This window comes from Niallia sp. FSL K6-0212 (assembly GCF_038007605.1).
GTDB lineage: Bacteria > Bacillota > Bacilli > Bacillales > Cytobacillaceae > Niallia > Niallia circulans.
In genome coordinates, this window is record NZ_JBBOXL010000001.1 from 540,844 (window position 1) to 555,417 (window position 14,574).

12 protein-coding genes are annotated in these 14,574 nt (G+C 37.5%); 7 read left to right on the forward strand and 5 right to left on the reverse strand.

Annotation, left to right across the window (positions count from 1 at the left end; translation table 11 throughout):
• Window positions 1-59 precede the first annotated feature (59 nt).
• The 3 genes from MHH96_RS02405 to MHH96_RS02415 are packed head-to-tail and all read left to right on the forward strand — an operon-like array spanning window position 60 to window position 3,673.
• Window positions 60-821, forward strand: coding sequence for an ABC transporter ATP-binding protein (locus MHH96_RS02405; protein WP_047942122.1), 762 nt, complete (start codon window positions 60-62; stop codon window positions 819-821).
• Window positions 814-2,733: an FtsX-like permease family protein gene (locus tag MHH96_RS02410; RefSeq protein WP_047942121.1), complete on the forward strand. Its 1,920-nt coding sequence runs from the start codon at window positions 814-816 to the stop codon at window positions 2,731-2,733. The genes MHH96_RS02405 and MHH96_RS02410 overlap by 8 nt, the downstream gene beginning before the upstream one ends.
• Before the next feature lie 10 nt (window positions 2,734-2,743).
• Window positions 2,744-3,673: a metallophosphoesterase gene (locus MHH96_RS02415; RefSeq protein WP_047942120.1), complete on the forward strand. Its 930-nt coding sequence runs from the start codon at window positions 2,744-2,746 to the stop codon at window positions 3,671-3,673.
• A gap of 123 nt (window positions 3,674-3,796) precedes the next feature.
• Here MHH96_RS02415 and MHH96_RS02420 read toward each other — a convergent pair whose 3' ends face one another.
• Window positions 3,797-4,882 (reverse strand): GntR family transcriptional regulator, encoded by a 1,086-nt coding sequence (locus MHH96_RS02420; RefSeq protein ID WP_095320877.1) that lies wholly within the window; start codon window positions 4,880-4,882, stop codon window positions 3,797-3,799.
• 339 nt (window positions 4,883-5,221) lie between these two features.
• Between MHH96_RS02420 and MHH96_RS02425 the strand changes: the two genes are divergently transcribed.
• The 3 genes from MHH96_RS02425 to araA are packed head-to-tail and all read left to right on the forward strand — an operon-like array spanning window position 5,222 to window position 9,008.
• A complete protein-coding gene (locus MHH96_RS02425; RefSeq protein WP_341116559.1) occupies window positions 5,222-6,832 on the forward strand; it encodes a xylulokinase in 1,611 nt (536 codons plus the stop codon).
• 21 nt (window positions 6,833-6,853) lie between these two features.
• Window positions 6,854-7,549 carry an L-ribulose-5-phosphate 4-epimerase gene (locus tag MHH96_RS02430; protein WP_047942116.1) on the forward strand — a complete coding sequence of 232 codons (696 nt, stop codon included), beginning with the start codon at window positions 6,854-6,856 and terminating at the stop codon, window positions 7,547-7,549.
• A 40-nt stretch (window positions 7,550-7,589) separates the two neighbouring features.
• Window positions 7,590-9,008 carry an L-arabinose isomerase gene (gene araA, locus MHH96_RS02435; protein ID WP_047942115.1) on the forward strand — a complete coding sequence of 473 codons (1,419 nt, stop codon included), beginning with the start codon at window positions 7,590-7,592 and terminating at the stop codon, window positions 9,006-9,008.
• 118 nt (window positions 9,009-9,126) lie between these two features.
• Here the strand turns inward: araA and MHH96_RS02440 are convergent, their stop codons facing one another.
• From MHH96_RS02440 to MHH96_RS02455, 4 genes are all read right to left on the reverse strand, one after another.
• A complete protein-coding gene (locus MHH96_RS02440) occupies window positions 9,127-9,300 on the reverse strand; it encodes a hypothetical protein (RefSeq protein ID WP_156485407.1) in 174 nt (57 codons plus the stop codon).
• A 215-nt stretch (window positions 9,301-9,515) separates the two neighbouring features.
• Window positions 9,516-9,860: a hypothetical protein gene (locus MHH96_RS02445; RefSeq protein ID WP_095259257.1), complete on the reverse strand. Its 345-nt coding sequence runs from the start codon at window positions 9,858-9,860 to the stop codon at window positions 9,516-9,518.
• Window positions 9,861-10,246: 386 nt separating this feature from the next.
• Window positions 10,247-11,512 carry a M20/M25/M40 family metallo-hydrolase gene (locus tag MHH96_RS02450; RefSeq protein WP_061798170.1) on the reverse strand — a complete coding sequence of 422 codons (1,266 nt, stop codon included), beginning with the start codon at window positions 11,510-11,512 and terminating at the stop codon, window positions 10,247-10,249.
• 195 nt (window positions 11,513-11,707) lie between these two features.
• The gene (locus MHH96_RS02455; RefSeq protein ID WP_047942109.1) at window positions 11,708-13,024 is read right to left on the reverse strand and encodes a CapA family protein; all 1,317 of its coding nucleotides are present in this window, start codon (window positions 13,022-13,024) and stop codon (window positions 11,708-11,710) included.
• Between the two features lie 234 nt (window positions 13,025-13,258).
• Here MHH96_RS02455 and MHH96_RS02460 point away from each other — a divergent pair, with 234 nt between their 5' ends.
• Window positions 13,259-14,554, forward strand: coding sequence for a hypothetical protein (locus tag MHH96_RS02460; RefSeq protein ID WP_047942108.1), 1,296 nt, complete (start codon window positions 13,259-13,261; stop codon window positions 14,552-14,554).
• Window positions 14,555-14,574: the final 20 nt, after the last annotated feature.

Sequence of the window (14,574 nt, forward strand, 5' to 3'; positions counted from 1 at the left end):
TATTCCGTATGATTAAAGTACGAAATAATAAGCTGCTTTTTATTGTTGGAGGTATGATGATGGAAATTTTACAAGTGAAAAATGTCAAAAAAGTTTATAAACCCCGGCTTGGCGCAAAGGTAGAGGCATTGGCAGATATAAGCTTCACTGTTCACAAAGGGGAGCATATTGCTATTATGGGGGAATCCGGTTCAGGGAAGTCAACATTACTCCATATATTAGCATCATTAGAGGATGTCACAGAAGGACATGTAATATTACACGGGACAGATTATAAACAAATCAAAAATGATGAAATGGCAGCATTCCGCAGAGAACATTTAGGATTTGTCTTTCAGGATTTTCAATTACTCGATCAATTTAGTCTAAAAGATAATATTTTTCTACCGCTTGTATTAGCCAATAAGTCTGTAGCAGAAATGAAAGAAAGACTTAAGCCGTTGGCGAAAACATTAGGAATAGACTCCATTTTAGAAAAGTACCCTTATGAAGTATCTGGGGGACAAAAACAAAGAGCTGCTGTCGCAAGGGCGCTTATCACATCGCCAAGCTTAATTTTAGCAGATGAACCAACCGGGGCATTAGATTCTCGCTCCGCAGATGAGCTATTGGATTTATTTCAGTTATTTCATGAAAAAGGTCAAACAATTATTATGGTCACACACAGCGTTCATGCAGCAAGTAAGGCAAGCCGTGTGTTATTTATCAAGGACGGAAAAATGGAACAAGAAATTCGCAAAACACATTCCGAGGAAGATATGATACAGAGAATCTTCGAAGTACAGGCAGCAAAAGCTGCTAGAGGTGACATTTATGGGTAAAAAAGTCTTTATCAAATTAGCTGTAACTAACATTACAACAAATCGGAAAATGTACCTTCCCTATCTACTAACCTGCACGGTTATCATCTCTTTGTACTATACCATCAATAACTTAGTGACAGACGAAACATTAAAGTCTATTTCCGGAGGGAACTTCACCATAGACGTTATGAAATTTGGCAGTCTATTATTTACGGTTCTTTCTGTCTTTTTCTTACTGTACACAAATAGCTTTATTTTGAAATGGCGGAAGAAGGAATTTGGCCTCTATCATTTATTGGGACTTGAGAGAAAACATATCCAAAGACTATTGCTGCTAGAAAATAATATCATTGCAAGCTTAACAATTACGAGTGGTATATTAATAGGCCTTATTTTCAATAAATTGGCAGGATTAGCCATGTCGGCCATCATGGATGTTCCCTTGACTGTAAGCACTATATCATTAGGAGCATGTTTCAAAACAATCGCTACGTTTTTTGTTATCTTTTTTATCCTATACTTATTTAATAAAAAACAACTCCTTTCCGTTCCTATAATCGATTTAATGAAGGGTGCCGAAGCTGGCGAAAAGGAGCCAAAAACAAGATTAATAGCTGCTATGCTTGGTGGAGTGCTTTTAATAGTTGGATATATTCTATCCTTTACCGTAAAAGACCCGAAAGATGACTTATATTCCATGCTGCTAGCTATCGGATTTGTAACGATAGCTACCTATTTGCTTTTTATAGCTGTTAGTATTGCCCTGCTAAAAGCCCTGCGCAGTAAGGAAAACCTTTATTATAGCAAAAATAATTTCACGTTAATTTCTACCATGCTTTATCGAATGAAACAAAATGCAGTTGGCCTCTCCAATATTACGATTTTAAGTACTGGAACATTGATGGTTATGACCATAACACTTTCTTTATATATGGGCATTAACACAATACTAACGAACAGTTTTCCGTATGATATAAAAATTAGCAGCAGTGGAGAATCCAATACGGAACAAACAAAGCTGAAAACCTTTATAGAAAAAAGTGCAGACGCTTTTAAAGTCAAGATTACCTCTATTACTTCTTATCAAGGAGGAAAGTTTGCTGCTGATCTAACGGGTGATGGGAAGGACGACTTTGTGTTTATTTTACCCTTGAACGACTATAACAGGTTAACAAACCAACAGGTTTCCTTGGCTGATGATGAGGTACTGCTTTTAAGGAATGAGAAAACAGCTCCACTACAAAGTATTCACTTAGCTGATCACCAATTCAAAGTGAAGAAACTCATCGAAGAGCTTCCAATAGACACCTCCTTATCTACTAACCCGGAGAATAAATGGATTTATGTTATTGCACCACTAAACAGCAGATTCACAAACCAAATTGGATTGCCCGATTCTGCGGAAAGCTTCCAAGACATCGCTTTACAAGGAGATCCAGATGCAGTGAATAAGCTTTCCCACGCAATCACTGACGAGGCAGAATCCATCGAAAATATCTATGTCGAAGCAAAATCCATTTATAAAGAATCTTTATTAGTACGATTTGGCGGCCTATTATTTCTCGGAATATTTATTAGTACTGTTTTATTCGCGGAAACAGCATTAATGATTTTTTATAAGCAGATTTCCGAAGGCTACGATGATCGTACGCGTTTTGTCATTATGAAAAGGGTCGGAATGAGCGATAGAGAAATGACGAAAACGATTCGGCAACAAACTTGGATTATGTTTTTTGCCCCGTTAGCAGTCGCTCTCTTGCATCTTACAATGGCTTTGCCACTAGTAATGAAATTAATAGGAATCGCAGCCATGGATGACTGGCTTGTGGTGATAGGATGTGGTCTTTTTGCGGCCATTGTTTTTATAATTATTTATGGATTTCTCTTTATTTTGACAGAAAAAAGCTACAAAAAAATAATCAGGCAATAGGAGAATTGAAATGAAAAAGCTAAAACCTTTTTGGGTTATAATGACAGCACTCACCTTGTTAATTATAGGAATTATTTGGGATAACAATCGCGTGGTAGTAGATAAGGTAACGATTGTCAACCACCGTTTGCCAGCAGCATTTGACCATTTCAATATTTTACAGATTTCTGATTTGAAAGGAAAGGAATTCGGAAAAGATCAGCAGAAGCTGATTCATTTAATAAAAAAGCAACAATATGATTTAGTTGTTTTCACAGGGGATTATATTTCCGAAGAAGAAAATTTACAACCACTCGAACACCTATTACAAGGAATGCCACAAAAGAAAGAAATGTACTATATTTTAGGAGACAAAGATGCTGATAATAGTACAGCAGCACTGACAAAAAGCAACCCATTTTATAAATTATTTATGAAATATGGAGTGAAGCCATTATATCCTGGTCAGGAACTAAAAAAAGGTGATGAGTCTATTTGGTTAAAAACCAATCCATATGCTGGAATAAATGAAGTAGGGGCAGATAAAATCCCCTATCACTTAATAGAAGCAAGGAAAGAATTTGAGCTTCGTTACCTACAGCAGAACGAGCCTTTCACCATTGAAATCTCGCATCGCCCTACAGAAATTGATAAAGAAAGCACTACACTCCATGATTATCGGATAACCTCTTTAAAGGATACCGATAAAGAATGGAGACATTGGGATTTGAGCATTAATGGTCATACACATGGCGGCCAATTCAAACTACCAATTATCGGTCCTCTCTATGCACCGAATTATGGATTATTTCCAGGAAAGGTAAATGTAACAGGGGTTCATACTGTAAAAAATCATACACAATATGTAAATGGTGGGTTAGGGGTAACTGGTCCATGGTTTGCTTCATTTCGATTATTCAATACTCCGAGCATTGGACTAATCACTTTAAAAACGAAATAGCTTATTTTGCAAATATAGTAAAGCTCTCCCTTTCCCCAAAATGGTTAATTACTTATATATTCCCCCAGTCCTTTTCCTTTAGGGCTGGGGAACCTTTTTGCGTGGAAACCGCCACTCTGCATCCTATATCAGACCTTTCACTGTTTCTCCTTGGATGAGTTCTGGTTGATAATAGTTTTCGTTTTTCAAATCTTTTTTGCCTTGTAGTTTCTTAATGATCCATTCTGCTGCATCGTGTCCCATTTTTTCTTGCGGATGTGTTAAAGTAGTCAACTTGATATTAGCGTTTTTTGCCATATAGGAATTGTCCTGACCAATAATCGATAATTGGTCTGGAATGGCGATGTTCAGTTTTCTGCATACATGAACAACCTCTAACGCTACCTCATCGTTATAGCAGACAATCGCTGTCATTCCATCCATGTTTTCCTGTAGAAATTCCTTTAATTTTACATTTAAATCAGGCTTTGTTTCGGTTGTAAAAGAATAAACATGCTCTGCTTGAAAACGCAGCTTTGCTTCTCCTAATGCTTTTATGTATCCCTTCATACGAAACTTTCCTTGTAAGTCATCCATTTTTGCTATAAGGCCAATTTTTGTATGCCCTTTTGCGATTAATTCATTTGTTGCAAGATAGCTAGATTTCACATCATCAAGACAGAAGAATGGCACTTCTAGTTCTTCATAATAGGCATTGACCATAATGAATGGAACATCTTGCTCTTTAAAGGATAGATAGTAAGCAATATTTGGATTGTATAAATTACTTTTTGTCGGCTCAACAATTAAACCGTCTACTCCAAATGCCAGCATCATTTCTAATGCCTTCTTTTCTTGTTCCACATCATTGTTTGTGCTTGCTAATAATAAAGAATAATCTTCTGCATTTAACCGACTTTCAATTCCTCGAATAATGGAAGGGAAGATATAATCAGATATATAGGTAGTAATAACACCAATTGTTTTCCTTTTGGATTTTCCATTCCCTTTTAATTGATAGTAGTTACTTACATAGGTACCAGATCCTTTTTCACTTCGGAGAAATCCGTCATTAGACAATTCCAAGATTGCTTTTCGCACCGTATGACGGCTAACTTTATACATTTCCTGCAAGATTGATTCAGTAGGAATTTGTTCTCCAACCTGATAATCTCCAGAAAGAATTTTACTTTTTATATCATCAATGATGATCTGATACTTTAATTTCATTTAATGCACTTCCTTCAATGTAATGACGATCTGGTATTTGTATGGTCATATTTTAGCATAACTGCTACAGAAACAAAACAATGCATATTAGTGCATACAAATTAAACACAGCTAATGCCATTTTACTTTTCCGACAATTTTTTATACGAATATACATAAATTTATATTCAGGCTAGTAGTAATAGTAATAAGGCTATTCATAATTCTTTTTATTTGTATGAACATCTATAAATACATTTGACAAATGTACGTACACATTATAAAGTATAGGTATAAAAATGATATTAATAAACACCATTATCTCCACTGATTACGAAACCGCTGTCAAGGAGGGAATATATGAAAAATAATCGAGCAAATACCAAACAAGATATTGTTGAGGGGGCAACCTCACTTGGAATTGAATTCGGTTCCACGCGAATCAAAGCTGTCTTAATTAACAACCGTTTTGAAACCATCGCAACTGGAAGTTATGAGTGGGAGAATCTTTTAGAAGATGGTTTTTGGACGTACAATTTAGTGGACATTATTACTGGTTTACAAACAGCTTATAGTGAAATGAAACAAGAGGTTGAACGAAATTATGGGGTAACTATTCGCACAGTTGGTTCGATCGGGTTTTCTGCGATGATGCATGGCTATTTAGCCTTTGATCATACTGGTGAACTACTTGTTCCATTTCGAACTTGGCGCAATACTACCACAAGTACTGCTGCAAAAAAATTAACTGATGTATTCCAATTCAATATTCCAGAAAGATGGAGTATTGCACATCTTTACCAAGCTATCTGGAATAATGAACAGCATATCCCGCGTATCGACCATATTACTACTTTATCTGGATATATTCATTGGTTATTAACTGGTCAAAAGGTCATCGGCATTGGCGATGCTTCCGGTATGTTCCCAATTGATGAAACAACGCAAGATTATAATGAATCAAAGATAGAACAATTCGATGCATTAATTGCTGCAAAAGAATACCCTTGGAAACTGAAGGATATCCTTCCAAAAGTCGCTATAGCCGGAGAACAAGCCGGAAAATTAACAGAAATCGGCGCAAAAATTCTGGATCGTTCACGGAATTTACAACCAGGTATTCCCCTATGTCCTCCAGAAGGAGATGCCGGTACAGGGATGGTTGCAACCAACAGCGTGAAGAAACGGACTGGAAACGTCTCCGTTGGAACTTCTGTTTTTGCCATGATTGTATTAGAAAAAGACCTTTCAGCCGTTCACCCAGAAATTGATATTGTCACAACTCCAGATGGATCTCCAGTTGCAATGGTCCATGCCAATAACTGTACGAGTGATTTAAATGCCTGGATGCGCCTATTCCGCGAATTTTCAGAAGCAATGGGACAAAAGGTAGAAATGGACAAATTGTTCCATGTTTTATTAAACACTTCTTTGAAAGCGGATGCAGATGGTGGCGGATTGCTAAGCTACGGCTATTTTTCAGGTGAAAATATCACTGGTTTAGAAAGTGGCCGTCCCTTATTCGTCCGTTCGCCAGAGAGCAATTTTAATTTAGCAAACTTTATGAGAACCCATCTCTTTACGGCCTTTGGAGCTTTAAAAATCGGAATGGATATTTTGACCAAACAAGAAAATGTTACCATAGACAGCATCTTAGGACATGGCGGTTTATTCAAAACGCCTGTCGTGGGACAAAAAATTGTGGCAGCTGCAATGAACACATCTGTCTCTGTCATGGATACTGCTGGAGATGGCGGCGCATGGGGAATCGCTATTCTCGCTTCTTATATGTTAAATAATAACGAGCATGATAGTTTAGAAGATTATCTCGACAAAAGAGTATTTAAAGAGGTAGATAAACAGACGATTTATCCAGACCGCTTTGACGTAGAAGGCTTTGAAGAATTTATCGAACGCTATAAAAAAGGGCTAGCAATCGAAAAAGCTGCAATCGAAAATTTGATTCTCTAAAGGATAATTGGAGGGATTTACATGTTAGAAAAGCTGAAAGAGGAAGTTTTTCTCGCAAATTTGGAATTACCTAAGCAGGGACTCGTGAAATACACATGGGGAAACGCCAGCGCCATTGATCGCGAAAGTGGTTTATTCGTGATTAAACCTAGCGGGGTTGATTATGAAACAATGCAGCCAAGCGATATGGTCGTAATAGATTTAGAGGGAAATGTTGTAGAAGGAACGTTGAATCCCTCCTCTGACACAGCTACTCACGCTGTTCTTTATAAACATTATCAAGAAATCGGCGGAATTGTCCATACTCATTCCACTTGGGCAACCATTTGGGCTCAGTCAGGACTTGATCTTCCCGCTCTGGGAACTACACACGCTGATACTTTTTATGGTGCTGTACCATGTGCTCGCTTTTTAACACAAGAAGAAATTGATCGTGGTTATGAAGCAGAGACTGGTAAAGTAATCATTGAAACTTTCGAAGAACGGGGATTAGACATCTTAGCAATCCCTGGCGTTTTGCTGCATGGTCATGGTCCCTTCACTTGGGGAAAAGATGCTAAATCAGCTGTTATGAACAGTGTCGTGTTGGATGAAGTGGCCAAGATGAATTTATTTACAAGAGAATTAAACCATTTTTCCAAAGAATTGCCGCAGCGTATTTTGGATAAACACTATTTACGAAAGCATGGAAAGAATGCTTATTATGGTCAAAAGTAATATTAAGCTACTAAACTATTATTAGAAAGAGGGAAATAGCATGTCAACTAATAAAGTATTTTGGTTTGTTGTAGGATCCCAGCATCTATACGGCGAAGAAGCGTTAAAGGAAGTCAAAGCCCATGCACAAACAATGACAGACACTTTAAATGAAAGTGGTCTGCTCCCTTATCCGCTTGTTTTGCAAGATTTAGCAGTGAGCGCAGATACCATTACAAAGATGATGAAAGAAGTTAACTACCGAGATGAAGTAGCTGGTGTTATCACCTGGATGCACACTTTCTCCCCTGCGAAAATGTGGATTCGCGGCACCAAGCTATTACAAAAGCCCTTGCTTCATTTAGCAACACAATACAATGAAAGCATTCCATGGGATACAATTGATATGGACTTTATGAATCTAAATCAAGCAGCTCATGGGGACCGAGAGTACGGTTTCATTAATGCACGTTTGAAAAAACAAAATAAAGTAGTGGTTGGCCACTGGCAGCGCGCAAAAGTACAGCAGCAAATTGCTGATTGGATGGACGTAGCTGTCGCTTATAACGAAAGCTTTCAAATTAAGGTTGCGCGATTTGGCGACAACATGCGTAATGTCGGGGTGACAGAAGGAGATAAAATCGAAGCACAAATACAATTTGGCTGGACCGTTGATTATTTTGGAATCGGCGACCTTGTTCAATATGTAAATGAAGTAAACGAAAATGAAATAAATGATTTATTTGCACAATATGAAGAACTATATGACTTTGACTACGGAAGCTATAATAAGGAAGATTGGGAAGCTAGCGTAAAAGTGCAGGCAAGCTATGAAATTGCCATTAAACGCTTCCTTGATGAAGGTGGATACAACGCTTTTACCACAAACTTTGAGGATTTATATGGCATGAAACAGCTCCCTGGTCTTGCTGTCCAGCGTTTAATGGCGCAAGGCTATGGATTCGCCGGCGAAGGCGATTGGAAAACCGCTGCACTTGATCGCCTTCTAAAAGTAATGAGCCATAACGAGTCAACAGGCTTTATGGAGGATTACACCTATGAATTAGCAGTTGGTCAAGAAGCCGCACTTCAATCACATATGCTCGAAGTCGATCCAACTTTAGCAAGCAATAAACCGAAAATTATTGTATCTCCATTAGGGATTGGCAATCGCGAGGATCCAGCTCGATTAGTATTTGATGGAAAAGCAGGAGATGGAGTTGTTGTTTCCATGGCTGACTTCGGTACTCATTACAAGCTTTTAATCAATGAAGTATCCGCATTCGAACCAACCGTTCCAGCCCCAAATCTTCCAGTAGCTCGGGTATTATGGAATATCAAACCAAATTTTCAAGACGGCGTAAAGGCATGGATCGAAAACGGTGGCGGCCACCATACAGTCGTTTCTCTAAACCTAACAACCGATCAAATTATCACCTATGCAAAACTAGTTAATTTAGAATATGTCGTGATTAAGTAATGACCTCGGAGGGACGGTTCTAGTACTCCCCGCCCTCCACTTCACAAAAAGGACGGTTCTTGTGATTATTATAAATTCTCACAAGAACTGTCCTTTTGCTTCTTCTACTCTCATTTATTCAACTATTTCCTCCTGGACCACTACTTGAATTAACTCGATTATAATGGACTATTTCTCCTAATTTATCTGCTTGTTTATTTTCGTCAGGTGCAGTCATTCCAGATTTCTTTGCGAAAAATAGTACAAGTCCCACCACAATTACCACTGGGGCAAATAGCCATAAAAATATCATTTTTACACCTCCACATCTATTGTTTAACAATTGCTACTTAAGAATACGTTTTAAAGAGCTAATTAGTTTCATTTATTTGGAAAAATATTTTATAGTCGATTCTTGTATTTTTTCCACCTATGCCGTCGGTTAGACTTATATATTTTAACTCCCAAAAAAGCCACAACTCCATTTAGAATAGCTCTTTTTCTCCATTTCACTTTTCCTTTATTTTCTTACTTTACTTTTTCGATGCTTATTATTTCTGTTAAAGAAATCAATATGATTTGATGCTCTCCGTTGCTATAATAAACCAAAGCTCCCTCTTGTTCTCCCTTTTTCCAACCATATGATTGTATGGCTTTTGCATATCCAAAGGGAATACCATGTTCTTCTGATGCGCTTGACCATTTATAAGTTTTTGTCGTTTCATTTCCTCTAATTATTTCAGCATTTCTAGGAACGGGGAAGCCGAAAAAATCTTTGGAAGATTGATAAGGAAAATAGATAAATAAATAATAGCAGCCTCCTATTAACAGAATTACTAAAGCAAATATCAAAACTACTTTTTTCTTCAACATGCTTTCCCTTTCTAAAGCATTTATTTTAAAATCCTAATATTTATATTCATCATAATATTAACAAAAAAACTTTACTTATTAAAAGTACTAAAAAAAATCAGATTAATCGATAGTTCTTCAACTACTGCTTAATATGTATGCATAGCACCATTCTATCAAGAAGAGCCCTTTTATTATTAGCGATCCCTCTTGCATACCGTAACGAATTTTTGACGAAAAAGAGTCACTTCCCCATTATTGATCAATCGGATTTTCTTCTATTGCGACTAATTCTCCATCTGCTCCTAAGCCTTTCAAATGGATCTTGCCACTACTTCAGCCGTTTCTTTAATACCTCGATTAGCTACACTTGGCTGCTTACCAAAGTTAAGCAGCCATTTAAGATTTTATTTACCTTTCTCCAATAGTGGAGCGGTAACCTGTTCTAATCCAACTAAGCCGAGAATTGTTAATAATATTTTTTGTGCCCCAGTATAAGCGCCGGCAGGGTTATAATATTCCTGCAATGTATGGAATCCTCCACCTTCCCCACCGCCGCCGAGCGTTAAGGCTGGAATCCCTAAATGAATAGGAACGTTCGAATCAGTGCTACTCGCCTGATCTAGAATCGGTTCAAACCCTAGCGCTGCTGTCGCACATTGAGCAGCTTGCACAATGACACTATTTTTATCTTGTGATCCCGCTGGACGATCACCTACCTTTTCTATCTGAAGACTAACTTGTGCTTCCACATTCCAGCGAGCATTTTCTTCTTCTTTTGCTTGCTCCATCAAATGTAAAAATTTACTTTCGATTATTTCAAGTTCTTCTTGTGAATTCGAACGTAAATCAACTAGCATTTCCGCTGTTTCCGCAATCGTATTAACAGATGTTCCTCCCTTTATCATGCCTACATTAAACGTCGTCTTTGGTTCAATAGGTGTCGCTAGGTCAGAAATTTTGGCAATTGCTCGCCCTAATGCATGAATGGGACTTGGAATACCGAAATTCCCAAAGCTATGCCCACCAGGTCCTTTAAATAAAACATTAAATCTTTTGCTTCCTGTGCCTAAATAAGTGATACGACTTGGATCCCCAGGCTCAATCGAGATAAAACCATCTATATCTTGACGACTTTCAAATAATGATTTCACCCCTCTTAAATCTCCCAGTCCTTCTTCCCCCACTGTGGCACCAATAATAAGATCCCCTTCTGTCTTTATCCCCGCCACAGCAAGCGCTCGAATAATGGTTAAAACAACAGCTAACCCTCTTCCATCATCACAAATCCCCGGAGCATAAATTAATCCGTTTTTGCGGACTGCCTTTACATTTGTCCCTCTTGGAAACACGGTATCTAAATGAGCACAAACAACTAAGGAAGGACCTTTCCCGCTTCCTGGCAGCACACCAAAAACATTTCCTACTTCATCTGTAGTTACTTCCCTAACACCTAACGCTTCTAATCTCTTTTTATACCATTCTCCTTTTTCCTTTTCTTCAAAAGTTGGTGCCTCTATTTCCGTCAGTTCAATTTGTTCCTCAGTTGTTGCTTCATTATCCTCTTCTAAAAACTCTAGTGCTTTTTGGACTTGCTCATTCTCAGCAAGTAGTTTATATACTTGCCCCACCTTCTTGGTAACCCCCTCTGTTTTCTGCTCAACATTTGTCATGAAATCTGCACTCCTCTCTCACTTTTTAATCAATCATATAAATGAAAAGCAACAACATGTTTATCGTTAATTTGTAATTTCCGAAGGCACTTCCTGCTTACATCGATCCATTCTAAATGGACATCTTATATTGAAATACACTCCTTATTAAGAACTTAAAAGCTTTTTCCTCTATTTTAAAAATATTCTGTCTTTTCAAATTGCGGTTGTATGCTCTTTTAAACGAATGATCCCTATATTTCCTTCTAGATTGATTTGCGTACCATATGGCTCAGAAAGTTTAGCAAGTCTTTGCAATATGTCCTGATTATCGGATAGAACCGGCCAGCCTCTTTCATATCTTTTCTTCCCATAGCCTAATTCCACTGGGTAGAGCTTTAGTTCTGATAATTCACCTTTTTCCATTGTCCAAACTGGAATAACCGATTCCCAAATTTTATGATTTGTCCCAAACCCAATTGTGTTATTTTTACTTCTTTTATCTAGTGCATCTGCGACATTATCCGTATGACTTAATTGATACTTTTCATAAAAGTCTGTTGGTAAATAAGGTACAGTGTCATTTTGAAAAATAAAATTACCTAAGCTGTAAAATATCGGACGATTTTTATAAATTTCTATTCCTCTTAATACATGCGGACCGTGACCAATGACAGCATGTGCTCCTTCATCAATGCATCTTCGAGCAAACTTCTCCAAAAACTGAGCAGGTAGTTCCTTATCTCCTTTTCTCATTTCGTGAGCATGAATACTTACAATAATATAGCGAGCTTGTCTTTTGGCCTGTTTAATACTTCTTATGATCCGTTCCATATCTCTTTCATCCGGTGTAGTCGTTTGTCCTTCTTCTTTGCTTTCTTCGAATAAGTAGTCTCCAAAAGAAAAAATCTCATCGGTTCTTCTTAAAAGAAAGCCTTCTTTAATGGATAATTCTTGAGCTGCATTTATATAAGTGGTTGAGGCTATTTGCTTTAAAGTATTCATATTTTCAGGTGTAATCTGGTGGGTGGTTTTATAACGTAGTGGATTAATGCCAGGTCTTCCCATCATATCTGGGCGTTGCTCTCCTGCTACCCATGACTCATGAAAGGTGGATGTGGCTGATATTAAGGCAACTCTGCCAGGATCTGTCTCTAGATATCTGGGTTCACTCGCATAGGCCAAATTCTGTCCAGCACCTGCATGTACAAAGCCTGACTTATTTAAGTATTTTTCTGTCGCTTTCAATCCATCAATAGAATAATCCAAGGTATGATTATTCGCCCATGCAAGGGTATTAAATCCATAATTCTTTAAATCAGACAGAAGTTCTGGAGACCCCATCGCCCAAGTACCTCCACTTTCTGCTCCGGGAATACCTTCATTATGATGAAGTGTGACTTCTAAATTCGTAAATCGAAAATCAGCTTGATTAATAATTCCAGCAATTTCTTTATAGGATGCAGTTTTGACTGGAAGCTTACGTGTGATAAAGGAATCACCAGTCGCCGCAAATGTAATGATATCTTGCATTTTTCCTCCCCCTTTATTCTTTTGTTAAATTCGGAATATTTCCTTAATTAACCCTTAAATTAAAGTATAGAGAGACAAAATATCAAAGTCAATAACACATGTTAAAAACCCTGTAAGATTATCTGACATAATTTTTCTCTCCAATTATTACAGAATTATTACGGAAATTCAGTTTGCTCATTATTTATTTCCTATAGTATACTCGAGGAAAAAATAGTCGGAGGCAATGCAATCATGAAAGCAAAAGCTGGGCTGCTCGGCCCAAAAGACTCGGTCCAGAAAATAATGAATATCGCTAAAGAATTCCAGCCCACTCTAGAAGTTATTCCATGTATTTATAACGAACCAAGTGACTCGGTAGCAATTGTAGAACAAAAGCAGCAATTTGTTGATTTTTGGATATGTACAGGATATACCCCTTACCATTTGACGAAAAAATTTCACCAGCAGCAATTATTTTTTTATCCACGGTTTAATCAAGGCGCTATTGCCATCATCCTATTAAATATTCTTTATAAGGATGGAAAAAACATTGAAAAAATTAGTATCGATAGTTTTTTTAAACAGCAATTTATCGACCTTTATCAGGAAAACCATATTCCTTTAGACCAATTACATTTATTACATAATGTCGGACTCTCAACCAATGACATTGTTGAATATCATACTAATCTCTTTCGGAATAGGAAAGTAGATATTTGCATCACCTCCCTTCGCTCCGTTTATGACAAGCTTGTTTCGCTGAATATTCCTGTCTATCGAGTGACTGCCACAAAAGAGAATATTAAACAAACGATTAGCGAAGGGTTTGAAAAATGGGAAAAGCTCCATTTCCGTAATTCCCAAATTGCAGTCATGATGATAAAAATTGGGGAAATGATGGATACAGCTGCAAAGGATTCGATTTCCTATGATTTACATCGATTAAATTTAAAAATCCAAAATTCCGTATTAGATTTTGCTGAATCTGTTTCAGGGTCTTTTATTACGACAGGTATCGGCAGCTTTATTATTTTCTCGACAAGGGGCTCGATTGAAAGAAACGGTCAACAAGGAATTTCCCTTCTTTCTCAGATAGAGCTGCTTACAGATTCTAAAGCAAATGTCGGAATTGGTTATGGGGATACCGCCATGATTGCGGAGAAAAACGCCATTCTAGCACTGGAACATGCAGAGGCATATGGAACCTATACCGGTTTTCTTGTCGATGATATAGGAAATATTACTGGTCCACTTCAGCAAAATCAAACCATAGGATTTAATTACAGGGTGACAGATGAAGAGCTTAGCAATAAACTCAAAAAAGCAGGAGTGACTATTAGCACCTATAACAAATTGATCTCTATCCAAAAAAATACTGGAAAACATGCAATAACTGCATCAGACGTAGCTGAATGGCTCAAAATGACACCAAGAAATGCTAGAAGAATACTGACAAATTTAAAAGAACAAGGACTAGCCAAAATAATCGGCGAAGAAGTTCCTCTTACAAGAGGAAGACCAAGAAAGATATATCAGATTGGTACATAAAAGGACGGTTCTTATGAGTC

What these genes read in the sequence shown, in the direction of transcription:
- MHH96_RS02450 (WP_061798170.1), bottom strand. Translation starts at nt 11,512, where the DNA reads ATGACAAATGTTGAGCAGAAAACAGAGGGGGTTACCAAGAAGGTGGGG.
- MHH96_RS02455 (WP_047942109.1), bottom strand. Translation starts at nt 13,024, where the DNA reads ATGCAAGATATCATTACATTTGCGGCGACTGGTGATTCCTTTATCACA.
- MHH96_RS02420 (WP_095320877.1), bottom strand. Translation starts at nt 4,882, where the DNA reads ATGAAATTAAAGTATCAGATCATCATTGATGATATAAAAAGTAAAATT.
- araA (WP_047942115.1), top strand. Translation starts at nt 7,590, where the DNA reads ATGTCAACTAATAAAGTATTTTGGTTTGTTGTAGGATCCCAGCATCTA.
- MHH96_RS02415 (WP_047942120.1), top strand. Translation starts at nt 2,744, where the DNA reads ATGAAAAAGCTAAAACCTTTTTGGGTTATAATGACAGCACTCACCTTG.
- MHH96_RS02430 (WP_047942116.1), top strand. Translation starts at nt 6,854, where the DNA reads ATGTTAGAAAAGCTGAAAGAGGAAGTTTTTCTCGCAAATTTGGAATTA.
- MHH96_RS02410 (WP_047942121.1), top strand. Translation starts at nt 814, where the DNA reads ATGGGTAAAAAAGTCTTTATCAAATTAGCTGTAACTAACATTACAACA.
- MHH96_RS02425 (WP_341116559.1), top strand. Translation starts at nt 5,222, where the DNA reads ATGAAAAATAATCGAGCAAATACCAAACAAGATATTGTTGAGGGGGCA.
- MHH96_RS02445 (WP_095259257.1), bottom strand. Translation starts at nt 9,860, where the DNA reads ATGTTGAAGAAAAAAGTAGTTTTGATATTTGCTTTAGTAATTCTGTTA.
- MHH96_RS02405 (WP_047942122.1), top strand. Translation starts at nt 60, where the DNA reads ATGGAAATTTTACAAGTGAAAAATGTCAAAAAAGTTTATAAACCCCGG.
- MHH96_RS02460 (WP_047942108.1), top strand. Translation starts at nt 13,259, where the DNA reads ATGAAAGCAAAAGCTGGGCTGCTCGGCCCAAAAGACTCGGTCCAGAAA.
- MHH96_RS02440 (WP_156485407.1), bottom strand. Translation starts at nt 9,300, where the DNA reads ATGATATTTTTATGGCTATTTGCCCCAGTGGTAATTGTGGTGGGACTT.